General features: G+C 74.7%; 20 protein-coding genes and 1 pseudogene. 9 read left to right on the top strand and 12 right to left on the bottom strand.

The features are described from left to right. Positions 1 to 106: 106 nt before the first annotated feature. Positions 107 to 367: pseudogene (locus tag ACFYXS_RS07220) on the top strand (VapC toxin family PIN domain ribonuclease); the annotation flags it as partial. Between the two features lie 185 nt (positions 368 to 552). Here ACFYXS_RS07220 and ACFYXS_RS07215 read toward each other — a convergent pair. After that, positions 553 to 3,834 carry an ATP-dependent helicase gene (locus ACFYXS_RS07215; protein ID WP_389244844.1) on the bottom strand — a complete coding sequence of 1,094 codons (3,282 nt, stop codon included), beginning with the start codon at positions 3,832 to 3,834 and terminating at the stop codon, positions 553 to 555. A 222-nt stretch (positions 3,835 to 4,056) separates the two neighbouring features. Beyond that, positions 4,057 to 4,437 (bottom strand): MGMT family protein, encoded by a 381-nt coding sequence (locus tag ACFYXS_RS07210; RefSeq protein ID WP_389244842.1) that lies wholly within the window; start codon positions 4,435 to 4,437, stop codon positions 4,057 to 4,059. A 290-nt stretch (positions 4,438 to 4,727) separates the two neighbouring features. Here ACFYXS_RS07210 and ACFYXS_RS07205 point away from each other — a divergent pair, with 290 nt between their 5' ends. Both ACFYXS_RS07205 and ACFYXS_RS07200 read left to right on the top strand, forming a co-directional pair. Next, on the top strand, positions 4,728 to 7,595 hold the full coding sequence (locus tag ACFYXS_RS07205; protein ID WP_389244840.1) for a YbhN family protein: 2,868 nt from the start codon (positions 4,728 to 4,730) through the stop codon (positions 7,593 to 7,595). Positions 7,596 to 7,645: 50 nt separating this feature from the next. Then, a complete protein-coding gene (locus ACFYXS_RS07200) occupies positions 7,646 to 8,245 on the top strand; it encodes an NIPSNAP family protein (RefSeq protein WP_389244838.1) in 600 nt (199 codons plus the stop codon). Between the two features lie 27 nt (positions 8,246 to 8,272). Here the strand turns inward: ACFYXS_RS07200 and ACFYXS_RS07195 are convergent, their stop codons facing one another. Both ACFYXS_RS07195 and ACFYXS_RS07190 read right to left on the bottom strand, forming a co-directional pair. After that, a complete protein-coding gene (locus tag ACFYXS_RS07195) occupies positions 8,273 to 8,500 on the bottom strand; it encodes a hypothetical protein (protein WP_389244836.1) in 228 nt (75 codons plus the stop codon). A gap of 87 nt (positions 8,501 to 8,587) precedes the next feature. Beyond that, positions 8,588 to 9,640 (bottom strand): ATP-dependent DNA ligase, encoded by a 1,053-nt coding sequence (locus tag ACFYXS_RS07190; protein WP_389244834.1) that lies wholly within the window; start codon positions 9,638 to 9,640, stop codon positions 8,588 to 8,590. Positions 9,641 to 9,715: 75 nt separating this feature from the next. Here ACFYXS_RS07190 and ligD point away from each other — a divergent pair, with 75 nt between their 5' ends. The 5 genes from ligD (at position 9,716) to ACFYXS_RS07165 (ending at position 13,596) form a co-directional block, all read left to right on the top strand. Continuing rightward, complete coding sequence (gene ligD, locus ACFYXS_RS07185; RefSeq protein ID WP_389244832.1) at positions 9,716 to 10,756, top strand: non-homologous end-joining DNA ligase; 1,041 nt, start codon at positions 9,716 to 9,718, stop codon at positions 10,754 to 10,756. Between the two features lie 49 nt (positions 10,757 to 10,805). Then, entirely contained in the window at positions 10,806 to 10,985 is a 180-nt protein-coding gene (locus ACFYXS_RS07180) for a hypothetical protein (protein WP_389244830.1), read from the top strand. Next, positions 10,982 to 12,043, top strand: a complete 1,062-nt coding sequence (locus ACFYXS_RS07175; protein WP_389244828.1) for a phosphotransferase family protein — start codon at positions 10,982 to 10,984, stop codon at positions 12,041 to 12,043. The genes ACFYXS_RS07180 and ACFYXS_RS07175 overlap by 4 nt, the downstream gene beginning before the upstream one ends. A 135-nt stretch (positions 12,044 to 12,178) precedes the next feature. Next, entirely contained in the window at positions 12,179 to 13,054 is an 876-nt protein-coding gene (locus ACFYXS_RS07170; RefSeq protein ID WP_389244826.1) for a glycerophosphodiester phosphodiesterase, read from the top strand. A gap of 167 nt (positions 13,055 to 13,221) precedes the next feature. Next, positions 13,222 to 13,596: a hypothetical protein gene (locus ACFYXS_RS07165; RefSeq protein ID WP_389244824.1), complete on the top strand. Its 375-nt coding sequence runs from the start codon at positions 13,222 to 13,224 to the stop codon at positions 13,594 to 13,596. A gap of 74 nt (positions 13,597 to 13,670) precedes the next feature. Here ACFYXS_RS07165 and ACFYXS_RS07160 read toward each other — a convergent pair whose 3' ends face one another. Next, on the bottom strand, positions 13,671 to 14,315 hold the full coding sequence (locus tag ACFYXS_RS07160) for a response regulator (protein ID WP_389244822.1): 645 nt from the start codon (positions 14,313 to 14,315) through the stop codon (positions 13,671 to 13,673). Then, on the bottom strand, positions 14,303 to 15,553 hold the full coding sequence (locus tag ACFYXS_RS07155; protein ID WP_389244820.1) for a sensor histidine kinase: 1,251 nt from the start codon (positions 15,551 to 15,553) through the stop codon (positions 14,303 to 14,305). The genes ACFYXS_RS07160 and ACFYXS_RS07155 overlap by 13 nt, the downstream gene beginning before the upstream one ends. Before the next feature lie 166 nt (positions 15,554 to 15,719). Here ACFYXS_RS07155 and ACFYXS_RS07150 point away from each other — a divergent pair, with 166 nt between their 5' ends. Continuing rightward, positions 15,720 to 16,220 (top strand): hypothetical protein, encoded by a 501-nt coding sequence (locus ACFYXS_RS07150; RefSeq protein WP_389244818.1) that lies wholly within the window; start codon positions 15,720 to 15,722, stop codon positions 16,218 to 16,220. Positions 16,221 to 16,229: 9 nt separating this feature from the next. Here ACFYXS_RS07150 and moeZ read toward each other — a convergent pair whose 3' ends face one another. The 6 genes from moeZ to ACFYXS_RS07120 all read right to left on the bottom strand — a co-directional run bounded on the left by moeZ (position 16,230) and on the right by ACFYXS_RS07120 (position 23,041). After that, positions 16,230 to 17,408 (bottom strand): adenylyltransferase/sulfurtransferase MoeZ, encoded by a 1,179-nt coding sequence (moeZ, locus tag ACFYXS_RS07145; RefSeq protein ID WP_389244816.1) that lies wholly within the window; start codon positions 17,406 to 17,408, stop codon positions 16,230 to 16,232. Positions 17,409 to 17,514: 106 nt separating this feature from the next. Next, complete coding sequence (locus tag ACFYXS_RS07140; protein ID WP_389244814.1) at positions 17,515 to 18,276, bottom strand: spherulation-specific family 4 protein; 762 nt, start codon at positions 18,274 to 18,276, stop codon at positions 17,515 to 17,517. Next, positions 18,264 to 19,178, bottom strand: coding sequence for an NAD-dependent epimerase/dehydratase family protein (locus ACFYXS_RS07135; protein ID WP_389244811.1), 915 nt, complete (start codon positions 19,176 to 19,178; stop codon positions 18,264 to 18,266). The genes ACFYXS_RS07140 and ACFYXS_RS07135 overlap by 13 nt, the downstream gene beginning before the upstream one ends. A gap of 52 nt (positions 19,179 to 19,230) precedes the next feature. Then, on the bottom strand, positions 19,231 to 20,382 hold the full coding sequence (locus tag ACFYXS_RS07130) for a hypothetical protein (protein ID WP_389244809.1): 1,152 nt from the start codon (positions 20,380 to 20,382) through the stop codon (positions 19,231 to 19,233). After that, positions 20,379 to 22,040 (bottom strand): GT4 family glycosyltransferase PelF, encoded by a 1,662-nt coding sequence (gene pelF, locus ACFYXS_RS07125; protein WP_389244806.1) that lies wholly within the window; start codon positions 22,038 to 22,040, stop codon positions 20,379 to 20,381. Before pelF ends, ACFYXS_RS07130 begins: the two co-directional genes overlap by 4 nt. Before the next feature lie 125 nt (positions 22,041 to 22,165). Next, complete coding sequence (locus ACFYXS_RS07120) at positions 22,166 to 23,041, bottom strand: alpha/beta hydrolase (protein ID WP_389244804.1); 876 nt, start codon at positions 23,039 to 23,041, stop codon at positions 22,166 to 22,168. Between the last annotated feature and the right edge of the window lie 10 nt (positions 23,042 to 23,051).

Genomic DNA, 23,051 nt, shown 5'->3' with positions numbered 1-23,051 from the left:
GGGCACCACCGACAGCGGGCGGAGCCTCCGGGGCTCCCGGTCGCCACCCTTAAGGCCTCCCCTGCTCGGCGATCCGGGAATCGACACGGCGGCCGCACTCGTCTCGATGCGCGACGGGGAGCGTGGGTGCTACCTCGACTCGGCGGCGATCGTCAGGATGGTCCGCCGGGAGCAGGGCACCGGGGAATTGGTCGACCGGCTGAACGACCGCCCTGGCGAGCCCCTGGTGTCGTCGTCGCTCGTCGAGGTGGAGGTGCCGCGCGCCTTGCGACGATCCGCCCCGCAGGCACTCGCCGGCGTCCCCGGTGTGATCAGCAGGCCTTACCGGTTCGAGATCGACGCGACGGTCCGTGCCACGGCGTCCGCCTACGACGATCCGCTGCTCAGGACACCCGATTCCCTCCATCTCGCGACGGCGCAACTCCTCGCCGGCCAGGCGGGCGCGGATCCTCGTGTTCGTCGCCTACGACCAGCGCCTGCTGAAGGCCGCCCAGGACATCGGTCTGACAGCCGAGGCACCGGGCGGCTGACCGCCTCTGGTCGCCCCCGGCCTCATTCCACCACCTGCCGCCCCTCCGGGCGGGCGCTGCAGGCCGCCTTGAAGGCGCAGTTGTCGCAGTGCTGGCCGCTGGAGGGGGTGAAGCGCTCGTCCAGGACGCGGGCGGCGGCGTCGGCGAGCAGGCCGTCGGCCCAGTCCCCGGACAGCGGCTCCTGGGACTGGACGGTGGGCTGCTCGTCCCCGCCGTCCCTGCGGGCGGCGCCGAGGCGCAGCTGCACGAGTTCCGCGCCGCCCGGGGCGGGCCGGGTGTCGTGGAAGAGCCCGTCGACCGCGCCCTCGCGCACGGCGAGCTGGTAGACGGCGAGCTGCGCGTGGTGCTCCACCTCGGCGGCGGTGGGCTTGCTCTTGCCGGTCTTGAAGTCGACGACGTAGGCGTTGCCCTCCGCGTCCGTCTCGACCCGGTCCATGCTGCCGCGGATGCGGACGGAGACCTCGCCGGTCTCCAGGGTGACGTCGAAGCCGTGCTCGGAGGCGACGGGGAGCCGGCCGCGCTCCATGACGTGCCAGTGCAGGAAGCGTTCGAGCGCGGCGCGGGCGTTCTCCTTCTCCTGCTGCGACTTCCAGGGCGCGTCGAAGGCGAGGGCGTTCCAGACCGAGTCCAGCCGCTCCATCAGGACGTCCAGGTCGGCCGGGGTGCGGCCGGAGGCCACCTCGTCGGCGAGGACGTGGAGGACGTTGCCGAAGCCCTGGGCGGCGGTGGCCGGGGGCTCGGCCTTCACCTCGCGGCCGAGGAACCACTGCAGGGCGCAGGTGTTGGCCAGCTGGTCCAGGGCGCTGCCCGACAGCGCCACCGGCTGGTCGCGGTCGCGCAGCGGCACCTCGGAGCGGGTCTGCTCGTACAGCCCCCACCAGCGCTCCGGGTGCGCGGAGGGCACCAGGGGCTGGCCCGCGTCCTCCAGGGCGGCCAGCCGGGCCAGGCGCACGGCGGCGGCCTCGCGCAGCGCCGGGGAGGCGGCCGGGTCCACGGTGGTGGCGCGCAGTTCGGCGACGAGCGGGGCGACGGCCAGGGGGCGGCGGGCGCGGTGGGTGACGTCGACCGGCTCGACGCCGAGCTCGCGCAGGAAGCGGGAGGGCTGGTCGCCGTCGTCGGCGGCAGCCTTCACGGCGGTGACCACGAGGCGGTCGCGGGCCCGGGTCGCGGCGACGTAGAACAGCCGGCGCTCCTCGGTGAGCAGCGCGCCCGGTGTCAGCGGCTCGGCCAGGCCGTCCCGCCCGATGCGGTCGGCCTCCAGCAGGGAGCCGCGGCGGCGCAGGTCGGGCCAGAGCCCCTCCTGGACGCCCGCGACGACCACGAGCGGCCACTCCAGGCCCTTGGAGCGGTGCGCCGTCATCAGCCGTACGGCGTCCGGGCGGACGGCGCGGCGGGTCAGCACGTCGGCGGCGATGTCCTGCGCGGCCAGTTCCTCCAGGAAGTTCAGCGCGCCGCGGCCGCCGGTGCGCTCCTCGGCCCGCGCCGCGGTGTCGAACAGCGCGCAGACAGCGTCGAGGTCGCGGTCGGCGTTGCGGCCCGCCGCGCCGCCGCGCAGGGCGGCACGCTCGAGCCGTCCCGGCCAGGGGGTGCCGTCCCAGAGCGCCCACAGGGCGTCCTCGGCGGTGCCGCCGTCCGCCAGCAGCTCGCGCGCGGCGCGCAGCAGCCCGCCCAGGCGCTGGGCGCCGCGGGCGTACGAGGGGTCGTGCGCGACGAGGCGCTCGGGTTCGGCGAGCGCCTCGGTGATCAGCTCGTCCGACGGCCTGGGCACGGCCACGCCGGCAGCCCGCTCCTCCTCGCGCAGGGCGCGGCCGAGGCGCCGCAGGTCGGCGGCGTCCATGCCGCCCAGCGGGGAGCCCAGCAGGGTCAGGGCGTCCTCGACGCCCAGCCACGACGACTCGGAGACGGCCGCCTGCGCGCACACGCTCAGCGCGAGCAGGAGCGGCGTCACGGCGGGCTCGTCGCGCAGCGGCAGGTCGTCGCCGTCGATGTCGACGGGGACGCCCGCGGAGGTGAGCGCCCGGCGCAGCGCGGGCAGCGAGCGGGAACCGGCGCGGACCAGGACGGCCATGTCCGACCAGCGCAGGCCGTCCTCCAGATGCGCGCGGCGCAGGACGTCGGCGATGCCGTCGAGCTCGGCGCCGGGCGTCGGGTAGGTGCGGACGGCCAGGGCACCGCCGTCGCGGACCGGGGCCAGTTCGCGGTGCGCGCGCACGGCGGCGGCCGGCAGCCGGGTCAGCGGCATGCGGGCGGTGAGCAGCCGGGTGGCGGCGAGCAGCCGTGCGCCGGAGCGCCGGGCGTTGGTGAGGACGCGTACGTCGGCGGGGCGGCCGTCGCGGTGCCGGAAGGCGTCGGGGAAGCCGAGGATGCCGTTCACGTCGGCACCGCGGAAGGCGTAGATGGACTGGTCCGGGTCGCCGAAGGCCACCAGGGTCCGGCCGCCGCCGGCCAGCGCGTGCAGCAGCCGCACCTGGGCGGGGTCGGTGTCCTGGTACTCGTCCACGTACACGGCCTCGTACGCCCCGGCGAGGTGCCGGGCGGCCTCGGGCCGCCCGGCCAGGAGCACCGCGCGGTGCACGAGCTCGGCGTAGTCGATGACGCCCTGCAGGTCGAGGACGTCCAGGTACTCGGCGAGGAATCCGGCGGCCGCGGTCCAGTCCGGGCGGCCGGTGCGGCCCGCGAAGGCGGCCAGGGAGCCCGGCCCGAGGCCCAGTTCCCGGGTGCGGGCGAGCACCGCGCGGACCTCGTCGGCGAAACCGCGCGTGGTCAGCGCGGCCCGCAGCTCGTCGGGCCAGCGCACCCGGCCCCGCCCGGCGCGCTCCAGGTCGGGTTCGCCGGCGAGCAGCTCGCGCACGGCGAGGTCCTGCTCGGGGCCGGACAGCAGGCGCAGGGGGTCGGCGAACAGCTCGGGGTCCTGGTGGGCCCGGACCAGGGCGTAGCAGAACGAGTGGAAGGTGGTCGCCGCCGGGGCCGCCGCGCCACCCATCCGGGCGGCCATGCGGTCGCGCAGCTCGCCGGCCGCCTTGCGGCCGAAGGTGAGCACGAGGATGCGCCCGGGGTCGGTGCCGCGCCGCACCCGTTCGGCGACGGATTCGACCAGGGTGGTCGTCTTGCCGGTGCCCGGTCCGGCGAGGACCAGCAGCGGTCCGCCCGAGTGCTCAACCACCGCGCGCTGGGAGGCGTCCAGTTCAGGGGGCGTCACCGGTTGCGGCGGGGTCCGTAGCAGTCGGTAGCCGCCCACGGGCCCGACCGTCCCCCCGGAGCGCCGCGCGGCGGCGTCCGTCTGCCGAGTGGAGGAGGAGGTCACGTGGTTCGCCGGTTCCGTGTGCGTTCATGTGCTGTTGGTGTGCCGGGCCGGGAACGGCCGGGTGCCGACGCTACGCCACCGGCCGGCGGCGCCGTCGCGCGTCCCGCCCTTCCGGTACGGATGCGGGAGCCGCGTCCCGCCGCCCGTCGTACTCCTTACGGACGGCCGATGGCATCTTCGGCGCCCGGATGGCGGAAGCTGGATGGTGTGAGCGTGCGCTGTTCAGTCCGTACCGCCGGGGCCGTCAGGGGCCGCCGTCCCGTCCCAGCGGGCCCTGCGCATGTCAAGGCGGGGTATGTGCCCCTTCGCGGCCTGCGGGGCCGGACGCAGCGGTGTGCCCTCCTCGCGGTAGTGGGCCAGGGCGTCCAGCTCGTGGCCGGGCAGCAGGCCGCCGTCCGAGCGCACCACGCGCCACCACGGCACGGCGCCCCCGTACAGCGCCATCACGCGGCCGACCTGCCGGGGGCCGCCCTCCCCCAGCCACTCGGCCACATCGCCGTAGGTCATGACCCGGCCGGCCGGGATGCCCTCGGCGACCTCCAGCACACGCTCCGCGTAGGCGGGCAGCTCCGGGGGCCCGTCGGCCGTCTCCTCCTCGCTCATGCGTCACATCGTGCCCGAGGGCACCGACAGTCGCGGGACACGGGAGCGTGCGAGGGGGCGCCCATGGCGGCGAATTGCCCCCTCCTGCGCCCATGCGCGGGCGGCTCGTGCCACCATCATCCGGGCGGTGACTGGTGATACGAGATCAAAAAGAGACAGACGACAAGCACGACGCGAGCGGGAACGAACCCGCCGGCGCGGTCGGCGCTGCCTCTGACGCGCCCCGGACCAGCGAAAACGCCGCCCCGGCGACACCCGCGACCCCCGAGGTCGTCGCCGTCGTCCCGCGCGTGGCGGCCACCGCAGGCACTCCGGCCGACGCGCGGACGACCGAGCCGGTCGCCGTAGCGGCCGACGCCCGCCACGACCGGGACGGGCACGAAGAGACCCCCTCAACGGGCCCTGTCCAGCCCGCCGGTGGCGGTTCGGACCACCCCGCGGAGGAGTCCGGCCCCGGCAGCGCGCGGGACGAGACGCGGAAAGCCGCCGGGAACGAGGCGAAGGTCACACCCTCCGCGGGCCCCGCCGGCCCCGAAGACGCCGGTGACAACTCGACCGCGGACGGGAGCGCCGACTCCGCCGACGACGGCGGGAACTGCCCGCACACCGACCCGGTGGCCCGGGACGAGCCCCTGCTGCCCGCGCGCGTGCACCGGCCCGTCGACCTCATGAGCTTCCTGTTCGGCGTCCTCGGCATCGCGCTGGTGCTGGGCATCGCCGGCTTCGCCCACGCGACGACCTCCGGCGTGGAGCAGGACATCGCCCAGGGCGCCACGCACGCGCCCGAGCCGCTGATCACCATCGCCGGGCTGCTGGCGACCGTGGCGGTGCTCATCGTGCCTGTCGCGTTCGCCGTGGAACGGCTGATCAAGCGGGACGGACTGCGCATCGCGGACGGCGTGCTGGCGGCCGTCCTCGCGCACGGCGTGTCCCTCGCCACCGACCTGTGGGTCTCGGACGCGGCACCGGCCGCGATCCGGGACGCGCTGACCCGGGACGCGCCCGGCGGCGGCCTGACCGACCCCGTGCACGGCTACCTCGCGCCGGTCATCGCCTACATGACCGCCGTCGGGATGGCGCGCCGCCCCCGCTGGCGGGTGGCGCTGTGGTCGGTGCTCTTCCTGGACTCCTTCGCCGTGCTCATGGGCGGCTACACCACACCGTTCTCGATCTTCGTGACCGTGCTGATCGGCTGGACGGTGGCCTACGGCACGCTCTACGGCGTCGGCTCGCCCAATGTGCGTCCCACCGGCCAGAACCTGCTGGCGGGCCTGCGACGGGTCGGCTTCGCGCCGCTGACGGCGGTCCGGGCGGAGGACGAGTTCCCGGACTCCCCGGAGTCCGAGCGCGGCCGCCGCTACCTGGTGACGCTGGAGGACGGCCCGCTGCTGGACGTCACGGTCGTGGACCGCGAGCAGCAGGCGCACGGCTTCTTCTACCGCATGTGGCGCCGGCTCCAGCTGCGCGGCATCACCCAGCGCCGCAGCCTGCAGTCGCTGCGCCAGGCGCTGGAGCAGGAGGCGCTGCTCGCCTACGCCGCCATCGCCGCCGGCGCGAACGCCCCCCGGCTGATCGCCACGTCCGAGCTCGGCCCGGACGCGGTGATGCTGGTGTACGAGCACATGGGCGGCCGTTCGCTGGACGTGCTGTCCGACCGGGAGATCACCGACGAACTGCTGCGCGGCGCCTGGGAGCAGGTGCGGGCGCTGCAGTCGCGGCGCATCGCGCACCGCAGGCTGGTCGGCGAGTCCCTGCAGGTGGATCGTTCCGGCACGGTCTTCGTGACCGATCTGCGCGGCGGGGAGATCGCGGCGGGCGACCTCGTGCTCCGCATGGACGTGGCGCAACTGCTGACCACCCTGGCGCTGCGTGTCGGCCCCGAGCGCTCGGTGGCCTCCGCCGTTGCCGTCCTGGGCCCTGACGCGGTCGCCGACTCGCTGCCCCTGCTGCAGCCCATCGCGCTCAGCCGCACCACCCGCGCCACGCTCAAGCAGCTCGCCCGGGAGCGGGCGCAGCGCGAGCGGGAGGCCGTACTCGCCGCGTCCAAGGCGCGCCGGATGGCGGGCGGGGAGTCCGCGGACGAGGCCAAGGAGACCAAGGCGGCGCGGCGGGCCGAGAAGAAGGCCCTCGAGGACGCGCTGGACGAGGCCCGCGAGGAGGATCTGCTCACCCGTATCCGCCACCAGGTGCTGCTGATCCGTCCGCAGGCCCCGGTGGAGCCGGTCCGGCTGGAGCGGGTGCGGCCGCGCACCCTGGTGAGCATCATCGCCGGCGCCTTCGCCGCGTACTTCCTGCTCTCCCAGATCAGCAGCATCGACCCGGCGACCCTGCTGGCCGAGGCGAACTGGGGCTGGATCATCGTCGCGGTGCTCGCCTCCGCGGCGAGCTACGTCGCTGCGGCCATGGCGCTGTCCGGCTTCGTGCCGGAGAAGCTGTCGTTCCTGCGGACGACGCTGGCCCAGATCGCGGGCTCCTTCGTGAAGCTGGTCGCCCCCGCCGCCATCGGCGGCGTGGCGCTCAACACCCGCTACCTGCAGAAGTCCGGGGTGCGCCCCGGCCTGGCGGTGGCGAGCGTCGGGGCCTCGCAGCTGGTCGGCCTCGGCTCGCACATCACCCTGCTGATGATCTTCGGCTACATGACCGGCACCGAGAAGACGCCGTCCCTGTCGCCGTCCCGGACGGTGATGGCCGGCGTGCTGACCGTCGGGGTGCTCTTCCTGATCGTCACCGCGATCCCGTCGCTGCGGCGCTTCGCGTCGACGCGCATCAGGGCGCTGTTCGCCGGTGTGGTGCCGCGCATGCTGGACGTGCTGCAGCAGCCGCTGAAGCTCACGACGGGGATCGGCGGCACCCTGCTGCTGACGCTCTTCTTCGTGCTGTGCCTGGACGCCAGCGTCCGCACCTTCCACGGCGAGGTGAACTTCGCGGCGGTCGCCGTGATCTTCCTGGCCGGCAACGCGCTCGGCTCGGCCGCGCCGACCCCAGGCGGCCTCGGGGCGGTCGAGGGCGCGCTGATCGCGGGCCTGACGACCATCGGGCGGCTGGACTCGGCGACGGCGACCTCGGCCGTCCTGCTGTTCCGCGTGCTGACCTTCTGGCTGCCGGTGCTGCCCGGCTGGCTGGCGTTCACCCAGCTCACCAGACGGCAGGAGTTGTGAATCCGGCCCACTGACAGCAGATGTCAGTGGGCCGCCCCTACCGTCCCGCCATGGACACCTCGCAGATCGTCGAACTGCGCCAGTACACGCTGCACCCGGGCGGCCTCGGCACCCTCGTCCCGCTCTTCGAGCGGGAGTTCGTCAGCGGCCAGGAGGCCGCCGGCATCCGCGTCGGCGGCCGCTTCCGCGACCTGGACGAGCCGGACCGCTTTGTCTGGATGCGGGCCTTCCCTGACATGGCGGCCAGGACCCGGGCCCTGCGGGCCTTCTACGAGGGTCCGGTCTGGCGGGCGCACCGCGCCGAGGCCAACGCCACCATGATCGACTCGGACGACGTCCTGCTGCTGCGCGGCCCGGGCTACCGCGTGCCGGACGACGCGGGGCTGGTCGTCGCGACCATCTGCCACCCCGCCGAACCGGCCCGCTTCACGCCCCCGCCGTCCGTGCACGCGGTGCACCGCACCGAGCACGCGGAGAACGGCTTCCCCGCGCTGCCCGTGCGCACCGGCGAGGACGTCGTCGTCTGGTTCTCGGCCCACCCCGACGCCGACGCCCACCGGGCGGCACCGCGCCCTGCGGGGCCCGGCGGCGGCCTGCTGCGCCCGCCCCGGGAACTGCGGCTGGTGCCGGTGCGCGACCCGCTGGGCTGACCGGGCCCAAGGGCCGGGCCCGGGCCCTCACGACGTGGCCCGGCGCCGCCACCGCCTCGGCAGCGGTGCGCTGAGCGTCCCGGTCACCGACGCGACGACGAACGCTCCGAGCAGCGCCCACCACAAGGGCACCCCGTCCGGCAACCGCCCGGCCACGGCGCACCACGTCAGGACACCCAGCGTGTTGCCCACCCAGGCGGACGCGAAGTCGCGAAGTCCCAACCACCACTTGGGCTGATCGATCTCCGGAGCCACACCGGGCATGTTCCCGGCCGCCCGTGCCCACAGGGCGTCCGGGAAGCGATCGCCGCGGCAACACGGCGTACGCGCGCGGTTACCGCGCTAGCCGAGGATGTCCGCCAGGTCGTACCCCACCGGTTCCTCCAGCTGTGCGTACGTGCAGCCGGCCGGGTCGCGGTCCGGGCGCCAGCGGCGGAACTGGGCGGTGTGCCGGAAGCGGTCGCCCTGCATGTGGTCGTAGGCGACCTCCAGGACGCGTTCGGGGCGCAGCGGGACCCAGGAGAGGTTCTTGCCCGCGCTCCAGCGGCTCTGCGCACCGGGCATCCGGCCGCTGGGCTCGGCTTCCGCCCACTCGGCCCACGGATGCCCCTCGACGCCCTCCATGCGCAGCGGCTCCAGCTCCGCCGCCAGTTCCTCGCGGCGGCGCATCGGGAAGGACGCGCTGACGCCGACGTGCTGGAGGCGGCCCGCGGCGTCGTAGAGGCCGAGCAGCAGGGAGCCGACGACGGGGCCGGACTTGTGCCACCGAAAGCCGGCCAGGACGCAGTCCGCGGTGCGCTCGTGCTTGACCTTGATCATCACGCGCTCGTCGGGCCGGTAGCCGACGTCCGGCGGTTTGGCGACGACGCCGTCCAGGCCGGCGCCCTCGAACTGCTCGAACCACTGCCGGGCCAGGTCGATGTCGGTCGTGGCGGGCGCCACGTGGACCGGCGGCCGGACCGGGCCGAGCGCGTCCACCAGCGCCTGGCGGCGCCAGCTCTGCGGGTCCGCCATCAACGAGCGGTCACCGAGCGCCAGCAGGTCGAAGGCGACGAGGGAGGCCGGGGTGCGCCCGGCGAGCTGCCGCACCCGGGAGTCGGCGGGGTGGATGCGCTCCAGCAGCGCGTCGAAGTCCAGCCGGCCGTCCCGGGCGATGACGATCTCGCCGTCGACGACGCAGCGCGGCGGCAGCGCGGCCCGGACTGCGTCGACGACCTCGGGGAAGTAGCGGGTCAGGGGTTTGCCGGTGCGGCTGCCGATCTCCACTTCGTCGCCGTCGCGGAAGACGATGGCGCGGAAGCCGTCCCACTTCCCCTCGTAGAGCATGCCGGGCGGGATCGCGGGAGCGGACTTGGCGAGCATCGGCTTCACGGGCGGCATCACCGGGAGGTCCATGCCGCGATTGTCCGCCCGACAGGCGGCGCACGCCCGTCGGGCCTACCGTGTGCGCATGGGAGAGGCGGTGTCGGCATGGGCGAGGCTGTCGAGCTGACCGTCGGCGAGCGGACGGTCCGGCTGTCGAACCCGGGCAAGGTGTACTTCCCCGAGTCCGGATTCACCAAGCTGGACGTGGCCCGCTACTACCTCACCGTCGGCGACGGCATCCTGCGCGCGCTGCGCGACCGGCCGACGACGATGGAGCGCTACCCGGACGGGATCGGCGGCGAGTCGTTCTTCCAGAAGCGCGCCCCCAAGAACACCCCGGACTGGATCCCCACCGGCCGCATCCGCTTCCCCTCCGGCCGGTACGCGGACGAGATCTGCCCCACCGAGGTCGCCGGCGTCCTGTGGGCCGCCAACCTGGGCTGCCTCACCTTCCACCCGTGGCCGGTCCGCCGCGGCGACCTCGACCACCCCGACGAGCTGCGCATCGACCTGGACCCGCAGCCGGGCACGGACTTCGCCGACGCGGTCCGGGTCGCCCGCGAGCTGCGCGGGCTGCTGGAGGAACTGGGCCTGCGCGGCTGGCCCAAGACCTCCGGCGGGCGCGGCGTGCACGTCTTCGTGCCGATCGCGCCGGAGTGGACGTTCACCGGTGTGCGGCGGGCGGCCATCGCCATCGCGCGGGAGATGGAACGGCGGATGCCGGAGCAGGTGACCAGCGCCTGGTGGAAGGAGGAGCGCGGCGAGAAGATCTTCGTCGACTACAACCAGACCGCCCGCGACCGCACCATCGCCTCCGCCTACTCCGTCCGGCCGCGGCCCGGCGCCCCGGTCTCCGCACCCCTGCGCTGGGACGAGCTGCCCGACGCCCACCCCGGCGACTTCGACCTGGCGAGCATGCCGGTGCGGTACGCCGAGGAGGGCGACGTCCACGCGGACATGGAGGGGCAGGCCTTCCGGCTGGACGCCGTGCTGGAACTGGCCGAGCGCGACGAACGCGACCACGGCCTCGGGGACCTGCCGTACCCGCCGGACCACCCGAAGATGCCGGGCGAGCCGCTGCGCGTGCAGCCGAGCCGGGCCCGCCGCAAGCCGGCCGACGCCGCGTCCGACGCGCCCGAGGCCTGACGCCCTCTTCCCGGCGCGGACGCACTGACGCATCATCAGTCAGCTGCTCGTGCACCACCCGCGGGTGGACGACCCGGCCCGTCCGGCCGTCGTGCGTCCGGCCGGGTACGGAGTCACCGGTCGTGCCGCGCGTTGCGCCAGGGACGACCGGGTCGGCTACGGCATCTTTGAGCTCGGCAGCATCGGCCGCCACACCCCCAGCGGTTCCACCGGCAAGGAGGCCCTGTGACCACGGTGCGCACGACCACCCGTGACCCCGAACTGCTGTGCCGCCGACTCGACCTCTGGCTGAACGCCAAGCACCCCGGCGCCCGCTGCCGGAACGTGCGGGTGCCCGTCGCCGGCGGTCCGTCGAGCGGGACCGTCCTGTTCGACCTCGCCGTCCCGCACCCCGCCGGCACCGCCCGGCAGCGGGTCCGGCCCTGCGTGCTGCGGCTGGCGGCGGACCGGGGGGCGTCCGGGGCCCTCCCGCCGTCCGGAATGGCCGCCCAGTACGGCACCATCCAGGCCGTCGCCGCGCGCACGCGCGTCCCCGTCCCCGAACTGCTGTGGCTGGAGACCGACCCGGAGCCCCTGGGCGTGCCGTTCTTCGTCATGGAGCGGGTCGCCGGACGTGTCCCGCCGGACGTCATGCCGTACACCTACGGCTCGAACTGGCTCTTCGACACCACCGAGGAGGAACGGATGCGGCTGGAGCGCGCCACGGTGGGCGTGCTGGCGGAGATCCACTCGGTGCCGGCGGAGGGCGGGCTGCGGGAGCACGTCGACGCGTACCGCGCCCTGTATGCCCGGGTGGTCGAGGGGCGGGCCCCCTCCCCCGTGATCGAGCGGGCCTTCGCCCGGCTGGAGGACAGCCGGCCCGCCGACCCCGGTCCGTCCGTGCTGAGCTGGGGCGACGCCCGGGTCGGCAACATCGTCTACGACGCCGACTTCGCGCCCGTCGCCGTGCTGGACTGGCAGATGAGCGGCGCCGGGCCGCGCGAACTGGACCTGGCCTGGCTGGTGCACCGGCACCGCCACTTCCAGGACCTGGCGACCGCCTCCGGCTTCCCGGGCATGCCCGGCTTCCTGGACCGCGGCCGGGTCGACGGGATCTACGCGGAACTGACCGGGCACACCCCGCGCGACGCGGACTTCCACGCCCTGTACGCGGCCCTGCGGCACGCCGTGGTGATGCTCGACGAGGGCTACCGGCAGGTGCGTTCCGGGGAGCGGGAGATGCCGGCCGACCCGGACGACCTCATCCTGCACCGCGGATCGCTGGAGGCCATGACCGAAGGCCGCTGACGCGGCCGTGCGCCGCGGCGGGACCAGGGCCGGGGCCGGCGGTCACCCGTCTGCCGCACCCCTCTGGCCGCCGCGGCGTGTCCTGCCCGACACGCGCCACGGGCCCGCGGATCCGCGCCGTCGTGAGGAGAGCGCATGCAGCGTCGTACCGCCGGAGCCGCGCTGGCCGCCGTCGTCGCCGGCTCCCTGCTGGGCTGCTCCGCCCCGTTCCCTCCCGTGCACGCCGCGCCCGACGGGCGGGCGCCCACGGTGTTCGCGCACCGCGGCGCGTCCCGGCAGGCTCCCGAGAACACTCGCGCCGCGGTGCGCCGGGCCCATGAGCTGCACATCACGTGGATCGAGAACGACGTCCAGCGCACCCGCGACGGCGCCCTCGTCGTGATCCACGACCCGACGCTCGCCCGCACCACCGACGTCGAGCAGGTCTTCCCCGGCCGCGGGCCCTGGCGCGTGGGCGACTTCACGCTCGCCGAGATCCGGCGGCTGGACGCGGGCAGTTGGTTCGGCAGCCGCTTCAAGGGCGAGCGCGTCCCCACCCTCCAGCAGTACCTGACCCTCCTCGACCGGGACCACCAAGGGCTGCTGCTGGAGCTCAAGCAGCCGGAGCTGTACCCCGGCATCGAGCGCCAGACCCTCGACGTCCTGGACCGGGCCGGCTGGCTGGACCCCGCCCACGTCCGCGACCGGCTCGTCGTCCAGAGCTTCGACGCGGCCGCCCTGCGCACCACCCACCGGCTGCGGCCCGCGGTACGGATCGGCTTCCTCGGAAAACCGCCGGTCTCCCGGCTGAAGGAGTACGCCTCCTTCACCGACATGATCAACCCCGACCACCGCGGACTGACCCGCGACTACGTCGTCCACGTCCACCGCCTCAAGGGCCCGCACGGCGCGCCGCTGCGCCTCAACGCCTGGACGGTGGACGACGGGCCCACCGCGGCCCGGCTCGTCGCCCTCGGGGCGGACGGCATCATCACCGACCGCCCCGACGTGATGCGCGCCCGGCACTGGTGAACACTGTGACGCGTTCATGAACACGTCCGGGGGTCCTGGTGAAGCGGTATTCGATGTCGACGGCGATTCTGACGCTCGCTCTGCTGACAGGCTGCGGCGGCACTGCCGGTGAGCCCGACCGCGACCGGGCGGCCGCGTCGCAGGCCCCGCGATCGTCGGAGGCGGTCATGGCCGAGCGCGTGAAGTCGGCCTTGGAGGCCCGACTGACCCCGAACGAGGCGCGGTTCGGTTCCGGTACGGGATCGCCCTGCTCGACCTCGTCGGCCCGGATGTTCGCCGCCGAGTGCGGCGACGCGGCGAAGGCCACGGGAGCGGACGCGTCGTTCGCCCTGGAGCAGATCGAGGGACGGCAGGGTTTCACCACGCTGCGCACGGTCGCGGTCGGGCTCCGCTCCGCCGTCGCCTCCTACCAGCGCCTCGGCTGCGCCGACCACCCGGCCGCGACCGCGACCCGCCACGCCTGCCTCGCCCCCGCGGCCGTCATCGCCCAGGGCTTCCCCGACCTCCGCGACGGCGCCGACCTCGGCCTGCGCGGCGCATAGCGGGGCGCACGAGCGGCGTCGGGCCTCGGGGCGGGCAAGCACGGGCGCCGCACCGCAATCGCCGGCTCGTGACGTCAGGAGACGCCGAGGAAGCGCAGTACGGCCAGCACGCGGCGGTGGTCGGCGTCCGCCTTCGGCAGGTCGAGCTTGGTGAAGATGCTGTTGATGTGTTTGGCCACCGCGCTCTCGCTGATCACGAGCTGTTCGGCCGTCCCGGCGTTGGACCGGCCGCTCGCCATCGACTCCAGGACCTGGCGTTCCCGGACGGTGAGCCGGTCCAGCGGATCGCTGTGGCGGCGCACCAGCAGCTGAGAGACCACCTGCGGGTCCAGCACGGTGCCGCCCGCCGCCACCTTCCGCAGGGTGTCGGCGAACTCCTCGACGTCCGCGACCCGTTGCTTGAGCAGGTAGCCGATCCCCGAGGTGTGGGCGGACAGCAGATCGGCCGCGTACCGCTCCTCCACGTACTGGGAGAGGAGCAGGACCGCCGTGTTCGGCGACTGTCGCTTGATGACCAGCGCGGCCCGGACCCCCTCGTCCGTGAAGCCGGGTGGCATGCGGACGTCCACCACCGCGATGTCCGGCCGGTACTCCTCCACCACCGACAGGAGCGTCTCAGCGTCACCGGTTTCGGCGACCACCTCGAAGCCGGCCATCTCCAGGACCTTGACCACGCCGATCCGGAGCAGCACGGAATCCTCGGCGATCACGGCACGCACGGCAGCTCCACGGTCATCGAGGTCGGCCCCCCGGCGGGGCTGTCCAGCGACAGGGTGCCATCCACCGAGGCGACGCGGTGGGCCAGCCCCGCCAGCCCGGTGCCACGGGCCGGATCGGCGCCGCCCACCCCGTCGTCACGGACGACGACCAGCAGGGTCGGACCGAGGCCCTCCACGGTGACCTCGGCCCCGGACGCCCCGGCGTGCTTCACCACGTTCGTCAGCGCTTCGGAGATGACGAAGTACGCGACGGCCTCGATCGTGGGCGACGGTCGTGACGGCAGGTCCACCGTCACCCGCACCGGGATGGGCGCCCGGGCCGCGACCCCCGAGATCGCGGCGTCGAGGCCACGGTCCTCCAGAACGGCCGGGTGCAGCCCGCGGACCAGACCGCTCAGCTCCTCGATCGCCGCCTTCGCCTCCCGGTGCGCCTCGTCGATCACGCGGCGGGCGTCCTCGGACAGGTCGCCGAGCGTCGCCCTGGCCAGTCCGAGGTTGACCGCCAGGGAGACCAGCCGCTGCTGGGCGCCGTCGTGCAAGTCCCGCTCGATGCGCCGCCGTTCGGCATCGACGGCGCCCACCAGGGCCGCCCTGCTCTCGGTCAGGTCGTCGACGCGGCGCGCCAACCGCTCCGCGCGGTTCGGCCCGAGCAGTTCGGTCGCGACGCGGGTGTCGAGCCGGGACAGGGCGCGGGACAGCCACGCCGCCGCGAGGAGCAGCGCGATTCCGGCGGCGGTGACGTAGGCCGCCCAGGTGGTGGAACCGGGGTGGTCGACGCGCCAGTCGAGGGGCACCAGCCAGAGCCACCCGTAGACCGAGACGGCCGTACCGGCGGCGAGCCACATCAGGAGGACGAGGGCCGCCGCGAAGGCCAGGAGCGGTCCGTACAGCAGGTGGTACGTGAGCTGCCGCCGTCCCGCCGGCGTCCGTATCCAAACACGCGGTCCGGGGCGCCGCCCCGCGTGGGGCGAGGCGATGTCCACACCGAGCCGGACACGGAAGCGGCCGTGCTGCACCGCGGTCACCAGCGGCCCGGCCAGCACGACAGCGGCGAGCGGGACGAGAACCGCGAGAAGAATGGCCCACACCGCGGTCGGCACGAAGATCGTCCAGGGCAGTGCCATGACGAGCAGGACGCCGAACTGGATCAGGACACCCGTGGCGAGGAACGCGACCGAGCGTCCGGCCCCCCGGAACGCTCCCGGGATCACACGCTGCGGGCGGGCGGTTGTGTGCATGGGACGACGGTAGGTGTCCCGGCCGGAGTCGGTCCATGGCGTGGGCATCCGGTCAGGGGGTGCAACTGGTGCCACCCCGGGACGGACATCTTCGTTACTGACTCCGATCGCCGCGCGGCGGAAGCTGGAGCCCGTGAGGGAGCGGGAACGTGAGGAGACCGAGCCGATGAGCGCGCCGAGTGACCGTCGACCGCCTGACGCCGTGTACCGGCCGGCCGGCAGCGGGGACCGCCGCCGGTGCCGGCCGGAGCACCTCCTGGTCGTCTGCGGGCTGGCCCTGCTGCCCTGGCTGGTCGTGCTGGCCGTCGGACTGCCCGGTGGCGCCGGCACCGGGACCCGGCCGACCGTCTGGATCGGCCTGGACATCCTGGAGGCCCTGGGCCTGATCGCCACGGGGCTGCTGGCCGGACGTGGCCACCATCTGCACCCGCTCACGGCCGTCGCCACCGGCACGCTGCTGGTGGTCGACGCCTGGTTCGACACGATGACGGCGGCACCGGGCGCGGAACGGCTCTCCGCGCTGGTGATGGCGTTCTGCGCGGAACTGCCGCTGGCACTGATCTGCGGCGGACTGGCGCTCCGACACAGCACTGACCGGCGTCGGCACCCGGTGGGGGTGTCGACGCCGGTCAGCGGACGACTCGGGTCCCGAGCCGCAACGCAGTGACTCGCGGGCCTAGTAGACGGGCTTCTCCGGCTCGATCGTGTTGACCCAGCCGATGACGCCGCCGCCGACATGGACCGCGTCGGCGAAGCCCGCGGACTTCAGGACGGCGAGGACCTCGGCGGAGCGGACGCCGGTCTTGCAGTGCAGGACGATCTTCTTGTCCTGGGGGAGGTCCTGGAGGGCGTTGCCCATCAGGAACTCGTTCTTGGGGATCAGACGGGCGCCGGGGATGGAGACGATCTCGTACTCGTTCGGCTCGCGGACATCGATGATGTCGATGTTCTCGCCGTCGTCGATCCACTCCTTGAGCTGCTTGGGAGTGATCGTCGACCCCATGGCCGCAGCCTGCGCCTCCTCGGAGACGACGCCGCAGAAGGCCTCGTAGTCGATGAGCTCGGTGACGGTCGGGTTCTCGCCGCAGACCGCGCACTCGGGGTCCTTGCGGACCTTGACCTGACGGTAGGTCATCTCCAGGGCGTCGTAGATCATCAACCGGCCGACCAGGGGCTCGCCGGTGCCGGTGAGGACCTTGATCGCCTCGGTGACCTGGATGGAGCCGATGGACGCGCACAGTACGCCGAGGACGCCGCCCTCGGCGCAGGACGGGACCATGCCCGGCGGCGGGGGCTCCGGGTACAGGCAGCGGTAGCAGGGACCGTGCTCGGACCAGAAGACCGAGGCCTGGCCGTCGAAGCGGTAGATGGAGCCCCAGACGTACGGCTTGTTCAGCAGCACGCAGGCGTCGTTGACCAGGTAGCGGGTCGCGAAGTTGTCCGTGCCGTCGACGATCAGGTCGTACTGGCCGAAGATCTCCATCACGTTGTCGGCCTCGAGCCGCTCCTCGTGAAGGACCACGTTGACGTACGGGTTGATGCCCTTGACGCTGTCGCGGGCGGACTCCGCCTTGGAGCGGCCGATGTCGGCCTGGCTGTGGATGATCTGGCGCTGCAGGTTGGACTCGTCGACCTCGTCGAACTCCACGATGCCGAGCGTTCCGACACCGGCGGCGGCGAGGTACATCAGGGCCGGCGAGCCGAGCCCGCCGGCACCGACACAGAGCACCTTGGCGTTCTTCAGCCGCTTCTGCCCGTCCATCCCGACGTCGGGGATGATCAGGTGGCGGGAGTACCTGCGGACCTCGTCGACGGTGAGCTCGGCGGCCGGCTCGACCAGGGGTGGCAGCGACACGGGGACTCCGTTTGTCGATCGATCACTACGGGTGGTTCTACCCGTAACACTGCCACGCCCGTCTTCATTCCAAGACCGCCGTCCCGAGGGTCGAGACGCCCACGGGTCACATGCTGGGCGGCGGCTGGCTCTGCAGCATCCGCGACGCCTCGGCCCAGTACGCGGGCAGCCCCTCCCAGGCCGCGTGGTCGGTGCGGTCGGTGAAGTAGACGGTGGCGGCGCCCTGCCAGCGGGCGATCCGCATGGCGTTCTCCAGGTGCGGGGCGGGGACCCCGTGCACGAGGTGGCAGAAGCGCTCGGGCGGATGGGCCGCGGTCCACTCCGGGGCCTCGGACCAGCGGTACTGGGTCCACGGACCGGCGAACGTCACCAACTGGTCGGCGATCTCGGCGTAGCCCTCGAAGGGGTGGCTGCCGTGGCCGAGGACGACATGGCCGCGGCTGCCCCCCTCGACCGCGAGCAGGGCGCGCAGCGTGGTGATCAGCCGCCGGCAGTCCTGCAGCTCGGCCGCCGTCGTCGGGGCCCGGTCGACGTAGAAGCCCTCGACCCGGTACCAGTCCAGGAAGCGGTGCGCGTCGGCGACGAGCTGCCCGAACGGGCGCGCCCCGTGCCGGGCGTCCAGGTAGCCGAGGACGGGCACGGCCGCGTCCCGCAGCCGTACGGCCGCCTCGGTGTACAGGGGGTCGACGCGGGCGCCGGGGCCCCGGGAGACGTTGACGACCACCCAGTGCAGCGGCGCCTCGGGGCGGGCCAGTTCGGCCCACTCCGTGGGGGCGACCAGCGGGTGCGCGTACGCGGGGACGCCGAAGCCGAGCCCGTCGCAGCGACCGATCGGCCGGCGTGTTCCGGCCGAGGTCAGACCCGGCATGCCGCCTCCATCCAGACGTCGGCGAGTGATTCCTCCAGCGCGATCCTGGGCCGCCAGCCCAGCCGGTCGCGCGCGGTGCGGACGTCGGCCTGCTGCCAGGCCCCGCAGCCGTCGGGGTAGTGCGGTGCGCCGCCGCCGGCGATCTGCGGCTCCTCCACCTCGTGCAGCGCGCCGGTGTAACCCGCCGCGGCCGCCAGGCCCGCCGCGACCTCCCGCAGCGCGACCGCGCGGCCGGTGCCGATGTTCACCGTGCCCTGCGCCGCGGACAGCGAGGCGGCGTGCACGGCGCGCGCCACGTCGCGGACGTCCACGAAGTCGCGCTGCACACCCAGGCCGGTGAGCTTGAGCTCGCCGTCGCCGGTCTGCATCGCCCGGCGCAGTGCCTCCGCGAGCCGGCCGATGGGCGAGGCGGCCGGTGTGCCCGGGCCGACGGGGGTGAACACCCGCAGCACCACCGCGTCCAGGCCGGACCCCAGCACCAGTTCCGAAGCGGCGAGCTTGCTGACCCCGTACGGGCCGCCCGGCCGCGGCACCGCGTCCTCGGCGGTGGAACTGCCGGCGGGCGAGGGGCCGTACTCCGCCGCGCACCCGACCTGCACCAGCCGCGCCGTGGTGGCGCTGCGGCGCATGGCCTCGCAGACCGTCGCCACCGCGATCGTGTTGTGCCGGGTCAGTTCGCGCGCGCCGCCCCGGATCGCCCCCGCGCAGTTGACGACGACGCCGGGGTGGACCGCGTCCATGAACCGGGCGAGCGCCCCCGGGCTCCCCGACGACAGATCGAACCGGACGTCCGCGTCGTCGCTGCGGCCCAGCGCGGTGAGCTGCACGGCGGGGTCGGCCAGCAGCCGTTCCGCCACGTGACGGCCGACGAATCCGTCGGCCCCGAGCAGGAGGACTCTCATCGCGCGCGCCTCCGCGGGGCCTGCACTGGGTTCGGGGGTCGGTGGTTCATCGTCAGTTGCTCCTTGACTGCTTCTTCGTGCCTCGCGGGGCGGGGCGGGTCATCGCGGGTGCCGCCGCGAAGGTGTGGGCCGAGGCCCGGGACAGCGCGGACAGCGCGTAGGCCACCAGCACCGGGGCCGCCGCCGCGCACGCGAGGGCGGCGACCGAGTCGGGGGCGGGCGACAGCCGGCCGAGCAGGACCGCGGCCAGGCCGACCGCCTCGGTGGCGCTGGCCAGGCCGGTGCCGACCGCCCCGGCGTCGGGGTAGCCGTGGATCGCCAGCAGGCGGCCGGTGAACAGCAGCAGGGCCAGCGCCGCGGGTCCCGTGAGGGCGGCGGGGGTGAAGGGGGCGCCGACGACGGCGCGCGCGGCGCAGAGCAGGGTCGTGACCGCGACCAGGTAGAGCGCCAGGGTGCCGAGGAGCAGCGGGCGCACGGCGGCCCCGAACTCCTCCAGGCTGCGGCTGCGCAGCAGATGGCCGCGGGCGCGTACGGCGAAGCGGTGCGCGCACCAGGCGGCCGGCGCGAGCGACAGCGCCAGTGCGGTCGTCGCGGCCCCGGCGGCCGGCTGCCGGACGCCCTCGGCGAAGGCGGCGAAGCCCAGCAGCCAGCAGGCCCACAGGGTGCCACCGGCGCCGTTGCCGTAGGGGGCCCGCAGCGGGCCGGTGCGCAGCGCGGCGAAGAGCGCGGCCAGCAGCAGCGGGCCGGCGACGGCGGCGACCGCGAGCGAGTGCAGGGCCTGCAGCGCCCAGGTGGCGGCCGCGCACACCAGGCCGGGGGCGAGGGTCAGCAGCACCGGGGGCCGCGCCGGCGCCTCGGCGGCCGCTTCCGGCACGTCGGCCCGGGGCACGCGGGCGTACAGCTCCTCGGCGAGGGTGAAGACGTCACGGTGCCGGAAGGAGCCCGCGACCCGGTCGGTGACGCCCTGCGCCTCCAGTCCGGCGACGATCTCCAGCGGGTCCACCGCCTCGGCGCACAGTCGTTGATGACGGTGCATCAGTCCGCGGACGGGGTCGGCGGGGCCCCGTTTGCGCGGGGCGCCGCCCTTGCGGGCGGTCTGCTCGGCGGGGGCGGCGGGCGGCGGGTCCCCCCAGGGCTCACCGGCAGCCGGGGCCACGGGGTCCGCGGATTCGCCACGCCACTGCTCCTGCGATGCGCGGCTCACGCCCGGTCCTGCCTCTCGGTGCCGGCGAGCGCGGGCTCGCGCCGGGCGCGCGCCCAGGTGGGGGCGGCCGTCCAGCGGCCGGGGACGTGCGCCTCGGCGGGCCGGCCGAAGGGCACGAGCGCGCCGTCCTCGTCCCGCAGCGGCCCGTTGCGGCCGGGGGCGTGGGCGACGAGGTCGAGGTAGATCTCCCGGAAGGCGGCGATGTTCTGCTCGACGGTGAAGAGTTCCAGGGCCCGTTCGCGGGCCGCAGCGCCCAGCCGCCGGCAGCGTTCCGGGTCGCGCAGCAGGGCGACGCACGCCTCGGCGAGCGCGCGCGGGTTGCGGGGCGGGACGACCAGGCCGGTGCCGCCGATGACCTCGCGGACGGCGCCGACGTCCGTCGAGACCGTGGCCCGGCCGCAGAACATGGCCTCGACGAGGGAGAGCGGGAAGCCCTCCACGATGCTGGAGAGCACCACCACGTCGCCGGCCGCGTACGCCTCCGCCAGGCCGGGAGCGCCGGGCGCGCCCAGTTCCTCGAAGGTCACCGGGCTCTCGCCGACGGTCACCGCGTCGGCGGCCTCGTCGGGGAAGAGCTGGGCGGCCAGCGCGCGGCAGTGGTGCAGATAGCCGGGGTCGGCGGCGCCGCCCTGGACGATGCGCAGCCGGGCGCCGGGTTCCTGCCGGCGGACCTCGCCGAAGGCGTGCAGCAGGGCGATCAGGTCCTTGCCGGGTTCGATCCGGCCGACCCACACCAGGGCGGGGTCGCCGCCGCCGGTCTCCACGGGCCCGGGCACGGCGCCCTGGTAGCCGGGATGGACGGTGCGCAGCCGCTCGCGGTCGGCCCCGCAGTGCTCCTGCCAGCGGCGGGCGTGGGCGTTGCCGGGGGTGACGAGGGCGGCCTTGCGGTATGCCTCGCCGGCCAGGCGGCGGTGGAAGGCGGCGAGCAGGGCGCGTACGGGGGCGGGGAGGCCGGCGGCGCGGTGGGCGAGCAGCGTCTCGCGCAGGCGGACGCCGTACTCGGTGATCAGCAGGGGGGTCCCGAAGAACCGTTTGGCCAGGAGGGCGGGCAGCAGCGCGGTGCCGCCGGTCACCGCGTGGGCGAGGTCGGCGGTGGCAAGGGTGTCGCCGAACTCGTCGTACCAGGGGGCCGTCAGCGGGCGCAGCGCGCGCTCCAGCTGGTCGGCGACGGCCATCAGGTCGCCCACGCCCGCGTCGGCCACCAGCGGGCGCGCGCCGGGCGCGCGGCAGGCGTCCTCCAGGACGTGCAGGGCGAGTTCGGACCGGAGCAGCGCGGGGACGCCGCCGTCCTCACGGGCGAGGTCGGCCAGTCCGTAGAGCGCGGAGGCGAAACGGTCCGCCACGCCGTTGGCGTCGACGTCCCCGGCGAGTGTCCCGACCAGGTCGCGGTAGTGCTCCAGCACCAGGGAGCGGCGCCGGCGCGCCTTCGTCCCGGCCGCCGCCGGACGGGGCACCGGGCCCCACAGCGGCAGCGTGCGCACGGCGGTCACCTGCGCCGGCAGCTCCAGCAGCCCGGCGGCGTCGGCCCGTTCGCTGCGGCCGAGCGTGTACACCGCGAACTCGTGTGCGTCGAGCCCGCGCACGAGACGGTCGACCCAGGCACTCCCCTCGCCCCGCGCATACGGGTAACCACCCTCCGCGAGTAATGCGATACGCACGTCTGCCCCCTCTCGGCACCGGTTCTTTTCGGGCGCGATGACCGTATGCCGGTGAAGTGGGGGCACGACGGACGGTTGTCCGCCGTGCCACCGAAAGGGGTGAAGTGGCGTAACTTCCGCAAGCGTCAGGCGTTCTTACCGAGTAGGCGTTCGCCGACGAAGCGGAGCGCGTCGGGCGCGACCCGGCGCCAGTAGCCCTCGTCGTGTGCGCCGTGGTCGAAGGCCGCGACCGCCGGGTGCACGGCGTCCGCGAATTCCAGTGCGGCGTCGTGGAACGGGTCCTCGCGGCCGCACCACAGGCCGACGGCGGTGGGCTTCACCCGCAACTGCCCGGTGTGGAGCAGCGGTTCGTCCGCCGTCCAGTCCGTCTGGCCGCGGAACACCCCGACGGCACGCGCGTCGGTCCAGGTGCGGAACAGCGCCGGGCTCAGTACCGCCACCGCGTCGACGGCGCGGGAGCGGGCGTAGCGCAGCGCGCCGAAACCGCCCATGGATATGCCGAGCACGGCGCGCGGGGCGCGGCCGCCGAGCCAGCCGGGCAGTTCCCGCAGCAGCATGCGCTGGGGGTCCGAGCCGCCCGAGGCCTGCCAGTACGAGGCCGCGCCGCCGTCCACGGCGACCAGCCGGCAGGGCGGGACGCCGTCGCGGACCGCCTGCGTCAGGAACCGGGCCATCCCCAGCTCCACGAAGCCGTACGCCGACGAGTCCCGGCCGTGCAGCATCAGGCACACCGGCAGCCGGTCCGCCTGCTCGGCGGGGACGCCGTGCGGGTCGATCGTGACCAGCTCCGGGCGGCCGCGGGTGGCCCGCGAGATCACCCGGCGGCGGGTGACCCGCCCCTCCGGCACGTCCGGGACGACCCCGTCCGGGCCCGTCCAGCCCAGCTGCCGCCGGAACGCGGCGCTCTCGGGCACGATGTCCGCGGCCACCCCCGCCACGCCCACCCCCAGCGCGGCCGCGGTCGCGACCGCGCCTCCCACCATGAACGCCCGCCGCCGCACGTGTGTGCTC

The organism is Streptomyces sp. NPDC002574, from assembly GCF_042889545.1.
Classification (GTDB): domain Bacteria; phylum Actinomycetota; class Actinomycetes; order Streptomycetales; family Streptomycetaceae; genus Actinacidiphila.
The sequence above is the reverse complement of the archived record's forward strand: the minus strand, read 5'-3'. Positions and strand labels throughout refer to the sequence as shown.

Bases quoted from the DNA above. Each gene is read 5' to 3' on its own strand.
- ACFYXS_RS07140 (WP_389244814.1), bottom strand. From the start codon at position 18,276: ATGCCGGGTCTGACCTCGGCCGGAACACGCCGGCCGATCGGTCGCTGC.
- ACFYXS_RS07155 (WP_389244820.1), bottom strand. From the start codon at position 15,553: ATGCACACAACCGCCCGCCCGCAGCGTGTGATCCCGGGAGCGTTCCGG.
- ACFYXS_RS07170 (WP_389244826.1), top strand. From the start codon at position 12,179: ATGCAGCGTCGTACCGCCGGAGCCGCGCTGGCCGCCGTCGTCGCCGGC.
- ACFYXS_RS07165 (WP_389244824.1), top strand. From the start codon at position 13,222: ATGGCCGAGCGCGTGAAGTCGGCCTTGGAGGCCCGACTGACCCCGAAC.
- ACFYXS_RS07150 (WP_389244818.1), top strand. From the start codon at position 15,720: ATGAGCGCGCCGAGTGACCGTCGACCGCCTGACGCCGTGTACCGGCCG.
- ACFYXS_RS07190 (WP_389244834.1), bottom strand. From the start codon at position 9,640: ATGGACCTCCCGGTGATGCCGCCCGTGAAGCCGATGCTCGCCAAGTCC.
- ACFYXS_RS07210 (WP_389244842.1), bottom strand. From the start codon at position 4,437: ATGAGCGAGGAGGAGACGGCCGACGGGCCCCCGGAGCTGCCCGCCTAC.
- ligD (WP_389244832.1), top strand. From the start codon at position 9,716: ATGGGCGAGGCTGTCGAGCTGACCGTCGGCGAGCGGACGGTCCGGCTG.
- ACFYXS_RS07200 (WP_389244838.1), top strand. From the start codon at position 7,646: ATGGACACCTCGCAGATCGTCGAACTGCGCCAGTACACGCTGCACCCG.
- ACFYXS_RS07135 (WP_389244811.1), bottom strand. From the start codon at position 19,178: ATGAGAGTCCTCCTGCTCGGGGCCGACGGATTCGTCGGCCGTCACGTG.